The following is a 15,938-nucleotide window of genomic DNA, read 5'->3' as shown; positions in this document are numbered from 1 at the left end:
CGCAAAGGGGGCCTGTGACATGTTGTCAGGTCTGCGACGGCGCGAGGTCGCCAGAGGGGTGAATCACGCGTCCTGCGGCGCGGCGGGGCGGAAGACGGCGTGTTTCAGGCCAATGTAATTGACGGCCAGCGCCACGCTCGAGCCGCAGGCCAGCGCCACGACAGCGGCTGTCGGGCCGGTGCCGAGAAGTGCGAGCATCAGGGCGTAGACGGCGAAATTGATGGCGGTTCCGATCCCCTGGACCAGGGCGTATGCGGCGTATTCGCGGTGCAGCGCAGTGCGGCGGGCGCCGCGAAAGGTCCAGCGGCGGTTGAGCGCCCAGGTCACGGACATGGCCATCGCGAAGCTGAGGCCACGGGACAGGTAGGCGTCGCCGCCCAAGGTCACCAGCACCCAGAGCACGCCGGCGTCGACGACAAAGCCAATGCTGCCAACGGCGAGGAACCTTGGGAAGGAGTTGGCCAGACAAGTCATGGGGTGCGGGTCATCGGGGGTGGGGCGTGGCAACCACCGGAGCGTCGCCGCGCGCGGCCAGGACGCCGGGCACCGACAGGTATTGCATGCGCTTGGCTTCCTGACGGCCACGCGTGACGGTGTCGAGGATCAGGCCCACGGCCCCCGAAAGGAATGCGAGGATCATCAGGCTGGCCGACAGAACGGCGGTGGGCAGGCGCGGTACGAGGCCGGTGGCGAAGTATTCGGCAAAGACCGGCGCGGCAAGGGCCAGCGCGGTGATGGCGAAGACGGCGGCGAGCGCGGAGAAGACCAGCAGGGGGCGTTCCTGTTTCAGAAGCCGCGTGATGGTGCGCAGGATGCGCATACCGTCGCGGATGCTGTTGAGCTTGCTTTCCGAACCTTCGGGGCGATCCTTGAACCGGCCCGGCACCTCGGCGGTGGGCATGTCGAGTTCCAGGGCGTGTACGGTCAGCTCGGTCTCGATCTCGAAGCCGCGAGACATCATGGGGAAGGTCTTCACGAAGCGGCGCGAGAAGATGCGGAAGCCCGAGAGCATGTCGCTGCTGCCGCGCCCGAAGATGGTGCGCACGAGGCCGGACAGCAAATGGTTGCCCAGCTTGTGACCGGGGCGATAGGCGGTGTCGGTGCCGGCGACGCGCACGCCGTTGACCAGATCGAGACCCTCGTCGGCAAGCCGTGCGACCATGGCCGGAGCGGCGGCGGCGTCGTAGGTGTCGTCGCCGTCGACCATGACGAAGACGTCCGCCTCGACATCGGCGAACATGCGGCGCACCACGTGCCCCTTGCCCTGGCGCGGCTCGCGCCGGACGATGGCTCCTGCGCGGGCGGCAACCTCGGCAGTGCCGTCGGTGGAATTGTTGTCATAGACGTAGATCTGGGCCTGGGGCAGGGCCGCGCGGAAGTCGCGCACCACGGTGCCGATCGCCGCGGCCTCGTTATAGCAGGGGATCAGCACCGCCACGCGCAGGGCCGCGTCGTCGCTGGCTTGGGGAGGCGTATTGAATTCGCTGGGAAACAGGACGGACATGGGGCGGCGCTCTTGCAGTCTGGGTTCGGGCCAGAAAAGCCGGGGAAGCTGGCCAAAATGCGGCAAATCTGCGGATTTACGAGGTTATTCGAAACAATCGGCTGGCGCGGAGGAAACACCGGCGGGCGGTGTTGCGGCCCATGGGGCATTAAGGCTTGCGCGGTCGCGGGAATGTCGGATTAGTGACCGCAACAAACAAGAAAAGAGGGCCGGGCGATGCAGAACGCGGCAAGAGAGAGCAGGCTGTTCACGATCGTGCTGCTGTTGGCGATCGGCATGGTGGTGTTTCGCGCCGTGGTGACGGGGATGGCGCCCGTGGACACGCTAACGGTGTCGGACAATGACGACATCATGCGGTTTCTGATGGTGCGCGACTGGCTGGCCGGTCAAGAATGGTACGACACGGTGCAGTACCGGATGCGGCCGCCCGAGGGGCTGGAGATGCACTGGTCGCGTTATGTGGATCTGGGTATCGCGGCGGTGATCTGGCCACTGTCGCTGGTGATGGGGGACGCGCAGGCCGCGGCGGTGGCGCTGGTGGTGTGGCCGACCCTGCTTTTCGTTGCGCTGATCGCGGTGACGGGGCTGTCGGCGCGGCGGCTGTTCGGCGGGATTGCGGGGCTGGTCGCGGTGATGGCGGTGCTGCTGTGGCCGCCGACGGGCCTGACCTATTTCGCGCCGGCACGTATCGACCATCACAATGTGCAGATCCTGCTGACCACGCTGATGATGATCACCGTGCTGTGGCCGGGGCCGCGCGCGTGGCTGGGCGTGGCCGGGGGGGCTGCGGCGGCGCTGTCGCTGGCCGTGGGGCTGGAGACCATGGTGACGATCGCGCTGGCCGGGCTGGTGCTGGCGGGGCGCGTGGTGCTGTTGCGCCCGGGCGTGGGGCGGCAGCTGGCGGGGTTCAGCCTGGCGCTGGCTGGGGGGGCGACGCTGCTTTTCATGGGCCAGACGGCGCCTGCCGACTGGCTGCTGGCGCGCTGTGACGAGCTGTCGCTGCCGTACCTGGCACTGGCCTGGGTGGGGGCGGGGATCTGCCTGGCAATGGTCGTGCTGTCGCCGAGGCTGCCCGGTGTGGCGCTGAGGGCTGGCGTGCTGGCGGCGCTGTCGGTCGGGGGACTCGTGGCGTTGGGCCCGCTGATCGGGCCGTGCGCAAGCGGGCCTTATGACAGCCTGCCACGGGACGTGCAGGAGCTTATCACCGGGCGGATCATCGAGGCGCGGCCGACCTTGCCTTACTTGTGGGCGGCCAATGGGCTTGGCTTTCGCTTTGTCGTGCCGGCGCTGATGGCAGTGATCTTGGGAAGCGTGCTTTGGGCGTGGCAGATGTGGCGCGACGACGGTGACGGTCACGGGGGCGCGGCGCGAGACAGGCTGGGCGTGCTGTTGCTGTTCGGCTGGCTGGGTGCGATCGGGGCGCTGTTTCAGATCCGGCTGGTCCTGATGGGGGCGGCGGCGGTGCCGATGTTGATGGGCGTGGTGGTCGCCAGCCTGCTGGCGGCGGGACGGCAAGGCCGCTTCGCCCAGTTTGGCGCGGTGCCGGCGCTGGTGGCCGCGTGTCTGACGCTGATGCTGCCGACGGTGCACGGGTTATTGACGGGCGGCGGTGGCGCGGGGGCCGCGATGTCGACGTCGGACGCGCGGATGGTGGATGCGGATACCTGCCGTGAGCCCGATCTTTTGCGGAGCCTGAACACGGTGCCGAAAGGTGTAATCCTGAGTTCGAGCAGTTACGGCCCACCGCTTTTGCTGCTGACGCATCACGATGCGCTGGCCGGGCCGTATCACCGAAGCGCGGACGCAATTGCCGACGGGGCGGTGCCGTTCGACGGCGGCGAAGACGCGATGCGGGCGGCGCTGGACCGGACGGGCGCGGATTACCTGCTGTTGTGCCGCAAGGCCGGGTATGGCGACGGGACGTCCTTTGCCACCCGGCTGGCTGCGGGGCAGGCGGCAGAGGGTCTGGTGCCGGTCGAGGGGCCGGATGCGGCGCTGTTGCTGCTGAAGGTCGTGCGCTGAGGTTTCGGGCGCGTTCGGCACAGGGGTGCGTGCTGTCGGCAACGAGGCTTGACCGCGGGCCGCGTGCTGCCAATCTGGGCGTGGCAACAGGAGCGTGATCATGACCCAGTGGACAGGAGAGGCGGAACCGGGCCGCCCGTGGTGGTGGGAGGCGGTGGCGCCCGAGGTCACCGAGGACGGTTTGCCGGAGCAATGCGACGTGCTGGTGATCGGCGCGGGCTATACCGGGTTGTCGGCGGCGATTGCCGCCCATGACAGCGGCGCGAAGGTGGTCGTGGTCGAGGCGCGCGTGCCGGGAGACGGCGCATCGAGCCGCAATGGCGGGATGGTGGGCGCGCATCCGCGGCTGAGCTGGGGCAAGATGGCCGCCGCCTTTGGCGCGGAGGTGGCGGACGCGCTCTTGGCCGAGGCGGCCCCGGCATTGGACTGGGCGCGAGAGTTCATCGAGACCGAGAAGATCGACTGTGACATTCAGCAGACCGGGCGCGTACAGCTGGCCTATACGGCATCGCATTTCGAGGGGCAGAAGCGGCTGGCGGAAAAGGTGCGTGGGAAAAGCCGGGTGAAGGTCGAGTTGCTGGACCGCGAGGCGCTGGGGCGCGAGATCGACACCGGGATTTACCACGGCGGCATCCTGTTTCCCGAGCATGGCGCGCTGCATCCGGCGAAGTATCATCGCGGGATGCTGGAGGCGGTGCGGCGGCGCGGGGTGCCGGTGGTCAGCCATGCCCGCGTCGAGGCGATGGAGCGCGACGGCTCCCGGCACGTGGCGCGCACGCCGAAGGGGCGCATCCGGGCCGACAAGGTGGTGCTGGCGACCAACGGCTATACCACGCGGCCCTTTGACTGGCATGTAAAGCGAGTATTCCCGCTGCCAAGTTTCATCATTGCCACCGAGGAATTGCCGGAGAACCTGATCGGGCATCTGGCGCCGGGGCGGCGGATGATGGTCGAGACGCGGGCGCGGCACAGTTACTTCCGGGTTTCGCCGGACGGAAAGCGTATTCTGTTCGGCGGACGAGCCGCGATGCGCGATGTGCCGCTGGCGGTTGCGGCGGAGCGGCAAAGGCAGACGATGGCCGAGGTCTGGCCGGAACTGGCCGAGACGAAGCTGAGCCATGTCTGGAGCGGCTATACCGGGTTCAGTTTCGCACAGATGCCACATGTGGGAGAGCGTGACGGCATCAGTTTCGCCATGGGCTTCAGCGGGTCGGGTACGGTGATGGCGCCCTACCTTGGGGCCAAGGCGGGATGGTTGGCCGTGGGCGATGCGCGATCCGAGACGGCTTATGCGAAAACGCACCTGCCGCGGCATGTGCTGCACCTGTTCGAAAAGCCGCATTTCCTGAAGGCGGCGGATGTCGTTTATCGCCATTGGGTCGACCGGGCGGAGGCATGGCAGGCACGGCGCGGGTAGGGTCGTGGCAGGGCGCGCGGGTGTCGGCGGTTTTCCGCCGCACACGTTATGCGGTAGTAGCCACATGCGATTCGGCGGCGTAGCCTTCCTTAAAAAGCGGGCGAGGCAAAATTCCGATGAAAAGCAACGAGATGCCCTTGGGTCGTGCAGACGCGGCGCGGGTCCTTGCGATGGCGGCCACGATAGGGATGGCCGGTGCGGATGTCGCGGCGGCCACGGACAGGCTGGACGGCGGCTGGACGGCGCAAAAGTGCAGTCTTTACGAAGCGTCGGTGCGCGATGCGATCACCTTGCAGGGGGCCGAGGGGCTGCGGATGGAGTTTCTGACCGAGAACCAGGTGTTCATCGACGAAGGCTGTGCCGCAAAGGCCGAAATCTGTCCGATGACCGACGAGGAATGGCGGTTGGCCGAGACGCTGCTGAAGATGACGATGAACGAAGGGATGGCGAGCACTTTCGTGCCGTTCGGCTGTCCCTGACACGGTGGGGCTGCGCTGCGCGCTCAGGTGTCGCGGGCGCGGACCAGCATCAGGAGGCCGATGGTCACAAGCGCGATGCCGGTCCATTCCAGCGGGCCGGGGATTTCCGACAGGACGGGAATGGCGAGCAGGGCCGCCGAGGCCGGGACTGCGGCGGAAAAGCCGGCGGTGTGCGTGGGGCCAAGGTGATTGGCGGCCAGCGCAAAGCAGACCATGGCCAGGATGCCGGGGCCAAGCCCCTGGTAGGCGGCCTGAAAGAGGATCATGCCGGTGTCGGCCTGGGCCAGACCTGAGGGCAGGAAGAAGTACCATAGCGGCAGGAAAACCAGGGCGTTCGGAATGTTGATTGTCACCAGTGCCTGTCGCGGGGTCAGCCGCCAGCGGCGCACGCCGAAGATATAGATCGACTGGATCGCCGCGGCGGTCAGGAAGAACACGATGCCCAAAGCAGCGCCTTCGCCGCTGCTGCGGATACCGGTGACGGCGACGAGCACCGCGCCGACCGTGACAATGACGAGGCTGAGCAGTTGCAGGCGGTTGGGCAGGGCGCCGGTGAAGCCGGTTACCAGCAGCACGGTGAAGAAGGGCAGCGCCCCGTTGGTGAAGACCCCCGCATAAGCCGCGGAGGTGTAGCGCAGACCCATGTAGACCAGCATCGCATAAAGCGCCCCGGACCCGCAAAGCACGATCAGCACGATCGGCACCGGGCCAAGGTGCCGGGGCCACCACGCCCAGGCGAAGGGCGTCAGCAGGATACCTGTCACCATGAAGCGCAACGCGGTGATGTCGCCGGGGGTCAGCGCCGTCTGCACGCCCGCGCGGGAAAACACGATGAAGCCCGACCAGATCACCAGCACGCCCAATGCCGCCGCAAGACCGAGCGTGCGGTTCTGGATATCCTCAGGCATGGGGGTCTGGACAGTCATGGCGCGATCAGTGGCAGAGGGCCGGAGGGGTGTCCATAGCGGCTGGCGCAAGGCCGGTATGCCCTGGTCCCGAAACGAAGAACGCCGGCCCGAAGGCCGGCGTTCCGGCGGCGCGGGGGAGGTCTTATTCCCGCGCCTCCTCTTCGAAGACCCGCTTTATGCGTTCGGGACTGCGGGCCGCCGCCTCGTCCGCGTCAAGTTCACGGCGTTCGATCCTGGCTTGCAGGACGTGGAACGCCAGCCAGAATATCACGCCGACGATAAAGAGGATCATTTCAGTGCCGACCATCGGATAGATCGGCCCGATCTGGGACAGGTCCGCACCTGCCCAGGTTTCTACAGCTGTCGTTGACATTTTGTGATCCTCCTCAAGTCAGCAGGCCAAGGCGCTTGGCCTCGGCGATGTCGGCTTCGGATACCTCTATGGCGTCCATTTCCTCGGCGATCTCCTCGGACATGTCGAGCCCGACGAGTTCGACCGCGGGCGGTACGCGCAACATGCCCATGCCCATCAGGATCTTGGACACGATGAAGGCGGGCAGGAAGCCCAGCACGCCGAACATGATGACCGCACCCGCGAACTGGCCCCAGGGCGTGATGACAGCGACGGTTTCATGATAGGCCGCCGTTGCCGGATGGCCCCAGAGCATGAAGCCGCAGATCACCAGGCCGATGAAGCCCGCATAGCCGTGCACGGCCACCGCGCCCACCGGATCGTCGATCTTGAAGCGGCGCTCGACCCAGAAGTGAAGCTTGTACGCGCAGGCCGCGCCCACGGCGCCGATCAGCATCGCCTGTATCGGATGGTAGAGGTCATTGCCCGCAGAGGCGGTGATGACGCCGGCAAGGCCTGCCGAATATGTCCAGAACGCCTCGCCCTTGGACACCACGTAGCCTGCCAGCAGGCCGCCCGACAGCGACATCAGGAAGTTGAAGACGATGGCCGACAGTGTTGTGGGTGTGAGGTAGATCGTCGTGGCGGTGAAGTTCACCACGCCTTCGGCCCCACCCAGCGTACCATGGTCGATGATCGGCACGTTGCAGGCCACGTAGAATCCCCAGAAGCCGCAATAGATCAAGAAGAGCCCGATCGTCACAAGCCACTTGTTGTGCGGGTTGATGTTGCGCGGTGTTCCGTCGGGGGCGAACTTGCCGATCCGCGGCCCCAGCACGACAATCACGCCGAGGGCGAATCCTCCGGCGATGGCGTGGATCACGCCCGAGGCATAGGCATCGTGATAGCCCAGTTGCGTCACCATCCAGCCATCCGGGTGCCAGCCCCAGGCCGCGTCGATGATCCAGGTGCCGGAGCCGATGACCACGGCCAGGATCCAGAAGGCGGTGGGCCGGATGCGTTCGATGGTGGCGCCCGACACGATTGATGCTGCAGTCCAGCTGAACAAAAGAAAGGCCGCCCAGAAGACTCCGTTCAGGCGGTTCCAGAAGCTGTTGCCCAGTTCGGCGCCGTAGCCTTGCGCGCTTTCGAGCGCCGGTCCGGGGCCGCCAAGGTGGGTGCCCATCAGTTCGGACCACGGCACGGCGTTGTCGGATTGCGTGATGCCGCCGGTGATGCCGGGGCCGTTGGGGAAGGCGAAGTAGATCCACCATCCGAAGAAGAAGAAGGTGATGGTCACCAGCGGCATGAGCATCGTGTTCTTCATCACGGTATGCATGTGGTTCTTGTGGCGGCTGGCGCCGACCTCGTACATGCAGAAGCCCACGTGAATCAGGAACATGAGTGGTACGGTCACCCAATAATAGAACTCGGTGAATATCACCGTCAGTGCACCGATATCGGTATCCAATTTACTGTCCTCCCAATGTAGTGCGACCCGTAAGGCGACAGGAGGATGGCGCCGACCGGGTGCACCTATTTTCGTTTGTCGGCCGCTCTTGAACGGGGCCGATGTCTGGCGGGCCCTGAATTGGCAACCCTCCGGATGAAGGCAGGATGCGCAAAAGTTGAGCACTTTGCTATAAAAAAAATCACAAAATGAATAAAAATTTCCCACGAAGAAAGAAAATTAACTATTAATCCTTGGCTGGCAGCCTCTGGTTCCGTTCGATCCGGTGCCCTGCCGCGTGCCGCGTTTTCCGAGATTCGACGATATTCTCAGTGCACTCGCGCCCGGTCCGGAGAATCGGGGCCGCTGATCGAGCCCGTTCTCAGCGCAGGTTCGTGCGGAAGGTCGGCGGGGACGGGCGACAGGGACAACGAAGGCGCCCCCATACGCGCGATAGTTAAATCAGAGACTTGCGCGTCGCGCCCGGGCCGTTCACCAATACGGTAGATCCGTGGTGACAGGGAAGCGGCATGAAAGGGGTTCCACAGGCAGATAACGCACGCGGGGTGTTTGAGACCTTTAATTGCGCAGGTCACGTGCGTTTCGATGACGAGGCTCCCGAAATATGATGCAGAAACCCTTTAGCGAAGATGAGGCCATCGGAATGCTCGTGGGGCTGGCCGTGGGCGACGCGGTGGGCACCGCGCTGGAGTTTCGCACGCGCGGCAGTTTCGAGCCGATCACGGATATGGTGGGTGGGGGGCCGTTCAACCTGGCGCCCGGCAAGTGGACGGACGACACCTCGATGGCGATGTGCCTGGCGCAGATGCTGCGTTCGGCCAATGGCTGGGACGCCGAGGATGCGATGCGACGATTCGTGAACTGGCGCGACAACGGGTACCTGTCGTCGACGCGGGTGTGTTTCGACATTGGCAACCAGACCGACGCCGCGCTGACCCGGTTTCAGCAGACCGGCAACCCCTATGCCGGGCCGGTGGAGGATGACTATAGCGGCAACGGCGGGATCATGCGGCTGGCGCCGGTGGTGATCGCCTATGGCGCCTCGAAAGAAAGCGCCATGGCGGTGGCGCAGCTGCAAAGCCGGCTGACCCATGCCAGCCCGCTGTGCCAGAGGGCGGCGGCGAATATGGCGGAGTTCCTTGCGACTGGCGACATGGGGCTTTTGCCGCGTCCCGAGGCGCCGCCCGAGGAGGCCAGCGGTTACGTGGTGCACACGCTGCACGCGGCCTTCTGGGCGTTGACGCAGGGCGACACATTTCGCGACGTGATTCTGGCGGGCGTGAACCTGGGCGGGGATGCCGACACGGTGGGCGCCGTGGTGGGGCAACTGGCCGGGCGCATCTATGGATATGGCGGTATTCCCGAAGAGTGGCGCGCGCGGCTATACGACCATGACAAGATAAGGACCGCGGCGGAGGATCTCTATGCGCTGCGTCCGATAGACATATAGCAGAGAGGAAAACTCATGAGCCTGTTCGACGAAGACCTGTTCCTGAAGGGGCTGGAGCAGCGCAAGGCCACGCTGGGGGCCGAGTACGTGGAAAAGAACTTGGCTGCGGCGGACGAGTTCACGCGGCCCTTCCAGGAGGCGATGACGGCCTGGTGCTGGGGATTCGGCTGGGGCGACGAGGTGATCGACGCCAAGACCCGCAGCATGATGAACCTGAGCATGATCGGGGCCTTGGGCAAGATGAACGAGTTCGAGATCCATTGCCGCGGCGCGCTGAACAACGGGGTTACCAAGGAAGAGATCCGCGCCATCGTGCACGTCGTGGCGATTTACTGCGGGGTGCCGCAGGGGCTGGAATGCTTCCGGCACGCGCGCAAGGTGCTGGAGGAACGCGGTGTCTGAAGAATCATCCGCGGGTTCAAACGGGGGAAACGTGCGTCATGTCTGCTCAGCAGCCGGGGCGTTGCGCGGCGTTGGTCTTCGTCGCGCGCGCCCTCAGGGCAAACCAAGGGTTGGTATGGCCTGTTGGCGGGAAACAGTGTGACGGAAATGTCGCGCGCTCGCCCCGAGTCGCACCTCTCGTCGCGAAGCGAGTCGCTTAAAGATGCCGGTAGGGCCGCCGCGCCCGCTGCAAAGCGCAGCCTGCAGGTGTCCGAAACCCCTTAAAAAGCGGGGGATTTCGCGTTTTTCAGACCGATTGCCCCGGCCCGTGGGGGATGTGTGTGTGAAATACGTCACAGAGCGTCTAACAACACGATGCGATGGGGGCGGTTCGTTGACAGTGAGGGGGCATTTACAGCATTCATCCTCCCAAGCCGTGTCCTGGATCGGGGGCGGTGGAACTTGTAACTTTCCTGCTTTAAGGAGGGATAACCTTGAAAAAGCAACTTCTCTGCACCAGCGCAATCGCCCTCGGCGTCGCTGCTGCCCCTGCCTCGGCCCAGGACTGGAACCTGGATTGGGGTGGTTTCTTCCAACAGCACATCGCATACACCGACGTGTCCACCGGCACCGCATTCGCAGCCGGCACGGACTTCGACGGTATCCAGATGTTCACCAACGCTGAAATCATCTTCACCCCGAACATCACGCTGGACAACGGCATGACATTCGGCATCAACGTTCAGATGGAAGCTCTGAACAGCGGTGGTGGTACGGACGGTATCGACGAAGCCTACATGTCGATCTCGAGCGACACGTTCGGCCGCATCGACGCCGGTTTCGAAAACTCGGCCGGTTACAAGATGATGGTTGGCGCACCGCAAGTCGGCTCCATGGCGATCAACTCGCCCTCCGCTTCGGCCTTCATCCCGTTTGACCCCGGTCACTCGGCAGGTTTCCGTCAGGCTGGCGTTTCCTCCTACACCGAGGTTGCGGGCAACAACGACGTCGCGCGTATCACCTACTACACGCCGAGCTTTTCGGGCTTCACCGCCGGTATCTCGTATGCGCCGCAAGCGAATTTCGGCCCGCTCGGTAACGCTGCCAACAACGCACCGGTGAATCGCAATATTGGCGTGACCGATATCTTCGACCTCGGTGTGAACTACAGCCAGTCCTTCGGCACCACTGACATCACCTTGGCCGCACGTTGGGGCACCGGTGATGCACAGGCAGTTGGTGTTTCCGATCCGGAAACCTGGGGCGTTGGCTTCCAAGTCGGCTTCAGCGGCTTCACCTTCGGCGCATCCTACGCTGAAAACAACAACGATGTTACCATCGGTGACGAAGAAGGTTACAGCGTTGGTGTGGCTTACGATGCGCCCGGTCCCTGGACCTTCGGCCTCGAAGCCTACTTCGGCGAAGCTGACACTCCCGGCGCACCTGCTCTGACCGACGATTACGAGTACTACAAGCTCGCGGCCAACCGCGACTTGGGACCGGGCGTCAGCTGGACTTCCTACCTTCTGGTGGGCGAAACCACGGACGCATCTGCTGGCACCGACGTCGATGGTACCGCAATCGGCACCGCGATCAACCTGAGCTTCTAAGCTTAGCTTGACCGAGTTTGAACGGCGGGGAAGCGTGCTTCCCCGCCGTTTTCTATTGAAGTAAGGGCACCGATGACGCGCAGTGTGAAAAAACGCGACTGCCGAGGTTCAGCTTTGTCTCGAAATGCTCTAGGGAACGGGAAACCGTTCCCTTTTTGATGCGCCCCGAAGGATGGACATGAAAAGAAGCATCGTCTGGCTGGCCTCCTATCCGAAATCCGGAAATACATGGATGCGGATATTCCTTGCCAACTATCTGTCCGACGCGCAAAAGCCGCTTCACATCAACCAGATCCAGCGGTTCGGGTTCGGGGATTCCAAGCCGGACCGGTATACTGCGGCGGCGGGTCGTCCCGTTGATTTCAGTAGCCCGGAGGCGACATTGCAGCTGCGTGACCGCGTGTTGCAGGGGATCGTTGCCAACAATGCGGACGTGAACTTCGTCAAGACGCATAACTGCCGGAACGTCGCCTTCGGCACCGAGCTGATTCCGCCGCGGTTCACCCGGCAGGCGATCTATATCCTGCGCAATCCGCTGGACATGCTGTTGTCCTACGCGCGGCATTACGGGATGAGCCATGCCGAGACTGCCGAGGCGATCGGGCGGGCGGACAATGCCAACGCGCCGGACGCGACAACGACCTGGCAGTTTCTGGGGAGCTGGAGCGATCATGTGAAGGACTGGACCCAGGGCGGGGCCTTTCCGGTGCTGGCGCTGCGCTACGAGGACCTGCTGGAAGACCCGCAGACGCATTTCGCCAAGACGCTGGAGTTCATGGGGGTGCCGGTGGTGCCGGAGCGGCTGGACCGGGCGATCCGCTTTGCCAGTTTTGATGAACTGAAGAAACAGGAAGATGAAGGTGGGTTTACCGAGAAGTCTCCCAATGCCGATCGGTTCTTCAGCAAAGGGAAGGCAGGCCAGTGGAAGGACGACCTTGACCCCGCGCTGGTCACGAAGGTGCGGCGGGATCATAAACGTATGATGAAGAAATACGGGTATTACAGTGTCTGATCTGCGGCGGATTATCTGGCTGGCTTCGTTCCCGAAATCGGGCAACACATGGCTGCGCAGTCTTTTGGCGCATTACTTCATGCCGCCGGGAATGGCGCCTGATATCAATAACTTGCGCCAGTTCACCACCGCCGACATCCGGCAGGATTTCTTTGATGCGGCCAATGGCGGGCCGTTCCGAGGAATGAGCGTGGACGACTGGTTGCGCGTGCGCACCAAGGCGCTGCACATGATCGCGGGGGCCAAGCCGGGCAAGCATTTCGTCAAGACGCACTGCACCCCGATTCGTCTGGGCAACGTGGATCTTATTCCGCCGAGCGTCACGGCGGGGGCGCTTTACATCATGCGCAATCCGTTCGACGTGGCGCCGTCCTTTGCCCGGCATACATCCGTTTCGCTGGATGAGGCGATTGCCAAGATGTGCGACCCCGAGAATGTGATGGGAACCGAGTCGGGCATCCTGGATGCGCTGGGGCGGTGGGATGACCATGTCACCCGCTGGGCCACTGTGCCGGGGATGCCGCGGCACTTGGTGCGCTACGAGGACCTGCTGGACAAACCGGCCAAGAGCATGGAGCGGTTGCTGGACTTCCTGAGCGTCAAGCCGGACCGGCCAAAGCTGGCCAAGGCGATCAAAGCCACCAGTTTCGAAGCGATGAAGAAACAGGAAGAAAAGCACGGTTTCACCGAACGGCCCGAAGGGATGAAAAGTTTCTTCGCCAAGGGCAAGGCCGGCGGGTGGAAGGACGACCTGACGCCGGCGCAAGTGGGGCGCATCCGCGAAGAATTCGCGCCGGTGTTGGAGCGGTGGTATCCCGAGATGCTGGACGAGACCGCCGAGTTCGCCAAATCCGCCTAACGCGGAGCATTAACGTGGCGTCGTAACAATTTGAATTCAAACTTATTTCATGCGGGGCGCAGGCCCAGGATTTCGCGTGTCTGGGCAAAGCTCGCCACGGGGCGGTCGTATTTCGCACAGAGGTCGGCGGCGCGTGCGATCAGCGCCGCGTTTGACGGCGCGAGCGTGTCGCGGTCCAGCCGCACGTTGTCTTCCAACCCCGCGCGGGTGTGACCGCCGGCGGCGATGGCCCATTCGTTGACCACCACCTGGTTGGCACCGACCCCCGCCGCGCACCAGTTGGCCTGCGGCGCGCGGTCCTGCATGGTCTTGACGTAGAAATCGAACACTGCCTTGTCGGCGGGCATGGCGTTCTTCACGCCCATGACGAACTGAACATAGAGTTTACCCGGCAGGGTGCCCGCCTCGTGCCGGGCGATCGCTTGCAGAATGTGCGACAGATCGAACGCCTCGACTTCGGGGGTGATCTCGTGGACCGCCATCTCAGACGCGAGCCAGTCGACGAGGTCGGGCGGATTCTCGTAAACGCGGTTCGGAAAGTTGTTCGAGCCCACCGAGAGCGACGCCATGTCGGGGCGCAGGGGCAGCATCCCGCCCCGCGCCTTGCCCGCACCGGAGCGTCCGCCGGTGGAAAACTGGATCACCACGCCCGGGCAATGCTTTTCCAGCCCTTCCTTGAGCGCCGCGAACTTGTCGGGCTCGGAGGAGGGCGATTCGTCGTCGTTGCGGACATGGGCGTGGATGATGCTCGCCCCGGCCTCGACCGCGGCGTGGCTGCTTTCGATCTGCTGATTGACGGTGATCGGCACCGCTGGGTTGTCGGAGGTGCGCGGCAGCGAGCCGGTGATAGCGCAACACAGGATGCAGGGTTTGCCGGAGACGTCGGGCATCGGCGGTCTTTCTGTTCAGGGTCAGGGTATTGGCCGCAAACCCGATCCGGTCCGCGGCCCTCTGGACCGCGTTACCCCAAACCGGACGGACGTGGCAAGCGGGTAGCGTCAGTCCATCCGCATCGCTTCGGTTTCGATCATGATGTCGACCGTATCGCCCACCAACCCGTTCTCGACACCGTAGGTCATGCCGAATTCGCTGCGCTGGATACTGGTTTGCATCGACAGGCCGAGCGTGAACCGCTTGTGGCCAAAGGGGTATTCGGCGGCCTTGTTCAGCGTCACGTCCAGCGTCACGGGCCGGGTTTCGCCAAGTATCGTCAACTCGCCTTCGACGGTGCCTTCGGTGTCCGAGCTGGCGCTGCCGCCGTTGGCGGTGAAGGTGATCTCGGGATGGTTCGACACATCGAGGAAGTCGGCCTCGCGGACATGCTCGTTGCGGCCTTCGTGAAAGGTGTCCACGCTGGTGGCGGCGATGGTGACGCTGACCTCGCCCAGTTCGTTGGTTTCGGCATCGTAGTCGAAGCTGCCCTCGACGCCGGGAAAGATGCCCAGCGTCTTTGCGTAACCGATATGCTCGACGGTGAAAAAGATGGCGGTATGGCTGGCATCAAGCTCGTACCGGGCCATTTCCGCATGGGCGGTGACCGGAACGGTGGCGAGCGTCATCGCGGCCAAAGCGGAAGTCGGGAATTGAAGTCGCATGAGGTCTCCTGTCATTGAAAGAATATGAAAGGCTGTCGGGAAAAGGTAACGCAACAGGTGAGCCCAGCAAGATGGAAATACCGATGACCGGCCCGCGCCTGCGGTGTGCCAGCTGGAATGTGCACCGCGCGAAGGGCACCGATGGGCGTGTCGATCCGGGCCGGGTGCGAGCGGCGATCGCGTCGGCGCTGGCGCCCGGGGGGCTTGATGTGCTTGCGTTGCAGGAGGCGGACGAGGAGTGCCGCCCGCACGGGCGTATCCTGGACGTGTCGGGGATTTCAGCCGATACCGGTCTGATCTGGCAGCATGAGCGGGCCGAACTGCGCTGGGGCGCGCAGAGCGACGGGTTTCTGGGCACGATCCTGTTCCTGAATCCCTGTATGGAGGTGGGGTTTCGCGACGTCATCGACCTGCCGGGGCATTGTCATCGCGGCGCGGTGGTGGTGGAGGCGCGGGTGGACGGCGTACCGGTGCGGATCATGTCGATGCACCTGTCGCTGTCGCAGCCTTTGCGGGTGGTGCAGATGCGCATCATCGGGCAATATCTGCGCCGCAGGCCCGAGATGCAGACGATTTTGCTGGGGGATTTTAACGAATGGCGGCCCTGGGGCGGGCTGATGTTCAATGCGCGGCTGCTGGGGCGTCGGTTTCATGGTCCGGCGCGGCGCAGCTTTCCCTCGACCCGGCCGTTGCTGCCGCTGGACCGGATACTGACGGACAGGGCGGGGGCGCTGTCGAATGTCGAGGTGGTTGGCACGGGCCCGGTACGCGCGGCGTCGGATCACCTGCCGGTGCGCGGCGACGTGCGTCTGCTTCGGCAGGGCTAAGCCTGCGGGGTTGAACGATTTGTGATCTGGTCGCCGGTTCCGTGCGTTCTA

Annotated in this window: 16 protein-coding genes; 9 read left to right on the top strand and 7 right to left on the bottom strand. The window is 64.2% G+C overall.

What is annotated here, in order from left to right:
• Positions 1-63: 63 nt before the first annotated feature.
• Both FIU86_RS12335 and FIU86_RS12330 read right to left on the bottom strand, forming a co-directional pair.
• On the bottom strand, positions 64-474 hold the full coding sequence (locus FIU86_RS12335; protein ID WP_152475356.1) for a GtrA family protein: 411 nt from the start codon (positions 472-474) through the stop codon (positions 64-66).
• 10 nt (positions 475-484) lie between these two features.
• On the bottom strand, positions 485-1,504 hold the full coding sequence (locus FIU86_RS12330; RefSeq protein ID WP_152475355.1) for a glycosyltransferase family 2 protein: 1,020 nt from the start codon (positions 1,502-1,504) through the stop codon (positions 485-487).
• Between the two features lie 216 nt (positions 1,505-1,720).
• Between FIU86_RS12330 and FIU86_RS12325 the strand changes: the two genes are divergently transcribed.
• The 3 genes from FIU86_RS12325 to FIU86_RS12315 all read left to right on the top strand — a co-directional run bounded on the left by FIU86_RS12325 (position 1,721) and on the right by FIU86_RS12315 (position 5,422).
• Entirely contained in the window at positions 1,721-3,526 is a 1,806-nt protein-coding gene (locus tag FIU86_RS12325; RefSeq protein ID WP_152475354.1) for a hypothetical protein, read from the top strand.
• Between the two features lie 100 nt (positions 3,527-3,626).
• A complete protein-coding gene (locus FIU86_RS12320) occupies positions 3,627-4,943 on the top strand; it encodes an FAD-binding oxidoreductase (RefSeq protein WP_152475353.1) in 1,317 nt (438 codons plus the stop codon).
• Positions 4,944-5,059: 116 nt separating this feature from the next.
• Positions 5,060-5,422, top strand: a complete 363-nt coding sequence (locus FIU86_RS12315) for a hypothetical protein (protein ID WP_152475352.1) — start codon at positions 5,060-5,062, stop codon at positions 5,420-5,422.
• A 23-nt stretch (positions 5,423-5,445) separates the two neighbouring features.
• On the opposite strand, the gene FIU86_RS12310 is transcribed toward FIU86_RS12315, so the two are convergent.
• The 3 genes from FIU86_RS12310 to FIU86_RS12300 form a co-directional block, all read right to left on the bottom strand.
• A complete protein-coding gene (locus FIU86_RS12310) occupies positions 5,446-6,348 on the bottom strand; it encodes a DMT family transporter (RefSeq protein WP_152475351.1) in 903 nt (300 codons plus the stop codon).
• Between the two features lie 124 nt (positions 6,349-6,472).
• Positions 6,473-6,703 carry a hypothetical protein gene (locus FIU86_RS12305; RefSeq protein ID WP_152475350.1) on the bottom strand — a complete coding sequence of 77 codons (231 nt, stop codon included), beginning with the start codon at positions 6,701-6,703 and terminating at the stop codon, positions 6,473-6,475.
• Between the two features lie 13 nt (positions 6,704-6,716).
• On the bottom strand, positions 6,717-8,153 hold the full coding sequence (locus FIU86_RS12300; RefSeq protein ID WP_152475349.1) for an ammonium transporter: 1,437 nt from the start codon (positions 8,151-8,153) through the stop codon (positions 6,717-6,719).
• A gap of 604 nt (positions 8,154-8,757) precedes the next feature.
• Here FIU86_RS12300 and FIU86_RS12295 point away from each other — a divergent pair.
• The 5 genes from FIU86_RS12295 (at position 8,758) to FIU86_RS12275 (ending at position 13,465) form a co-directional block, all read left to right on the top strand.
• Positions 8,758-9,603 (top strand): ADP-ribosylglycohydrolase family protein, encoded by an 846-nt coding sequence (locus FIU86_RS12295; protein WP_216647177.1) that lies wholly within the window; start codon positions 8,758-8,760, stop codon positions 9,601-9,603.
• Positions 9,604-9,618: 15 nt separating this feature from the next.
• Entirely contained in the window at positions 9,619-10,005 is a 387-nt protein-coding gene (locus FIU86_RS12290; protein WP_152475348.1) for a carboxymuconolactone decarboxylase family protein, read from the top strand.
• Positions 10,006-10,478: 473 nt separating this feature from the next.
• A complete protein-coding gene (locus tag FIU86_RS12285) occupies positions 10,479-11,594 on the top strand; it encodes a porin (RefSeq protein WP_152475347.1) in 1,116 nt (371 codons plus the stop codon).
• Positions 11,595-11,772: 178 nt separating this feature from the next.
• Positions 11,773-12,606 (top strand): sulfotransferase domain-containing protein, encoded by an 834-nt coding sequence (locus FIU86_RS12280; protein ID WP_152475346.1) that lies wholly within the window; start codon positions 11,773-11,775, stop codon positions 12,604-12,606.
• Positions 12,599-13,465, top strand: coding sequence for a sulfotransferase domain-containing protein (locus tag FIU86_RS12275; RefSeq protein ID WP_152475345.1), 867 nt, complete (start codon positions 12,599-12,601; stop codon positions 13,463-13,465). Before FIU86_RS12280 ends, FIU86_RS12275 begins: the two co-directional genes overlap by 8 nt.
• 47 nt (positions 13,466-13,512) lie before the next feature.
• On the opposite strand, the gene FIU86_RS12270 is transcribed toward FIU86_RS12275, so the two are convergent.
• Both FIU86_RS12270 and FIU86_RS12265 read right to left on the bottom strand, forming a co-directional pair.
• On the bottom strand, positions 13,513-14,355 hold the full coding sequence (locus tag FIU86_RS12270; RefSeq protein WP_152475344.1) for a 3-keto-5-aminohexanoate cleavage protein: 843 nt from the start codon (positions 14,353-14,355) through the stop codon (positions 13,513-13,515).
• Between the two features lie 108 nt (positions 14,356-14,463).
• Positions 14,464-15,060: a YceI family protein gene (locus tag FIU86_RS12265; protein WP_152475343.1), complete on the bottom strand. Its 597-nt coding sequence runs from the start codon at positions 15,058-15,060 to the stop codon at positions 14,464-14,466.
• A gap of 83 nt (positions 15,061-15,143) precedes the next feature.
• On the opposite strand from FIU86_RS12265, the gene FIU86_RS12260 reads away from it, so the two are divergent.
• On the top strand, positions 15,144-15,887 hold the full coding sequence (locus FIU86_RS12260) for an endonuclease/exonuclease/phosphatase family protein (RefSeq protein WP_152475342.1): 744 nt from the start codon (positions 15,144-15,146) through the stop codon (positions 15,885-15,887).
• Positions 15,888-15,938 lie beyond the last annotated feature (51 nt).

Source organism: Roseovarius sp. THAF9 (assembly GCF_009363715.1).
Classification (GTDB): Bacteria; Pseudomonadota; Alphaproteobacteria; order Rhodobacterales; family Rhodobacteraceae; genus Roseovarius.
This window is presented reverse-complemented; position numbering and strand designations above follow the sequence as displayed.

What these genes read in the sequence shown, in the direction of transcription:
- FIU86_RS12335 (WP_152475356.1), bottom strand. Translation starts at nt 474, where the DNA reads ATGACTTGTCTGGCCAACTCCTTCCCAAGGTTCCTCGCCGTTGGCAGC.
- FIU86_RS12330 (WP_152475355.1), bottom strand. Translation starts at nt 1,504, where the DNA reads ATGTCCGTCCTGTTTCCCAGCGAATTCAATACGCCTCCCCAAGCCAGC.
- FIU86_RS12325 (WP_152475354.1), top strand. Translation starts at nt 1,721, where the DNA reads ATGCAGAACGCGGCAAGAGAGAGCAGGCTGTTCACGATCGTGCTGCTG.
- FIU86_RS12320 (WP_152475353.1), top strand. Translation starts at nt 3,627, where the DNA reads ATGACCCAGTGGACAGGAGAGGCGGAACCGGGCCGCCCGTGGTGGTGG.
- FIU86_RS12315 (WP_152475352.1), top strand. Translation starts at nt 5,060, where the DNA reads ATGAAAAGCAACGAGATGCCCTTGGGTCGTGCAGACGCGGCGCGGGTC.
- FIU86_RS12310 (WP_152475351.1), bottom strand. Translation starts at nt 6,348, where the DNA reads ATGACTGTCCAGACCCCCATGCCTGAGGATATCCAGAACCGCACGCTC.
- FIU86_RS12305 (WP_152475350.1), bottom strand. Translation starts at nt 6,703, where the DNA reads ATGTCAACGACAGCTGTAGAAACCTGGGCAGGTGCGGACCTGTCCCAG.
- FIU86_RS12295 (WP_216647177.1), top strand. Translation starts at nt 8,758, where the DNA reads ATGATGCAGAAACCCTTTAGCGAAGATGAGGCCATCGGAATGCTCGTG.
- FIU86_RS12290 (WP_152475348.1), top strand. Translation starts at nt 9,619, where the DNA reads ATGAGCCTGTTCGACGAAGACCTGTTCCTGAAGGGGCTGGAGCAGCGC.
- FIU86_RS12280 (WP_152475346.1), top strand. Translation starts at nt 11,773, where the DNA reads ATGAAAAGAAGCATCGTCTGGCTGGCCTCCTATCCGAAATCCGGAAAT.
- FIU86_RS12270 (WP_152475344.1), bottom strand. Translation starts at nt 14,355, where the DNA reads ATGCCCGACGTCTCCGGCAAACCCTGCATCCTGTGTTGCGCTATCACC.
- FIU86_RS12265 (WP_152475343.1), bottom strand. Translation starts at nt 15,060, where the DNA reads ATGCGACTTCAATTCCCGACTTCCGCTTTGGCCGCGATGACGCTCGCC.
- FIU86_RS12260 (WP_152475342.1), top strand. Translation starts at nt 15,144, where the DNA reads ATGACCGGCCCGCGCCTGCGGTGTGCCAGCTGGAATGTGCACCGCGCG.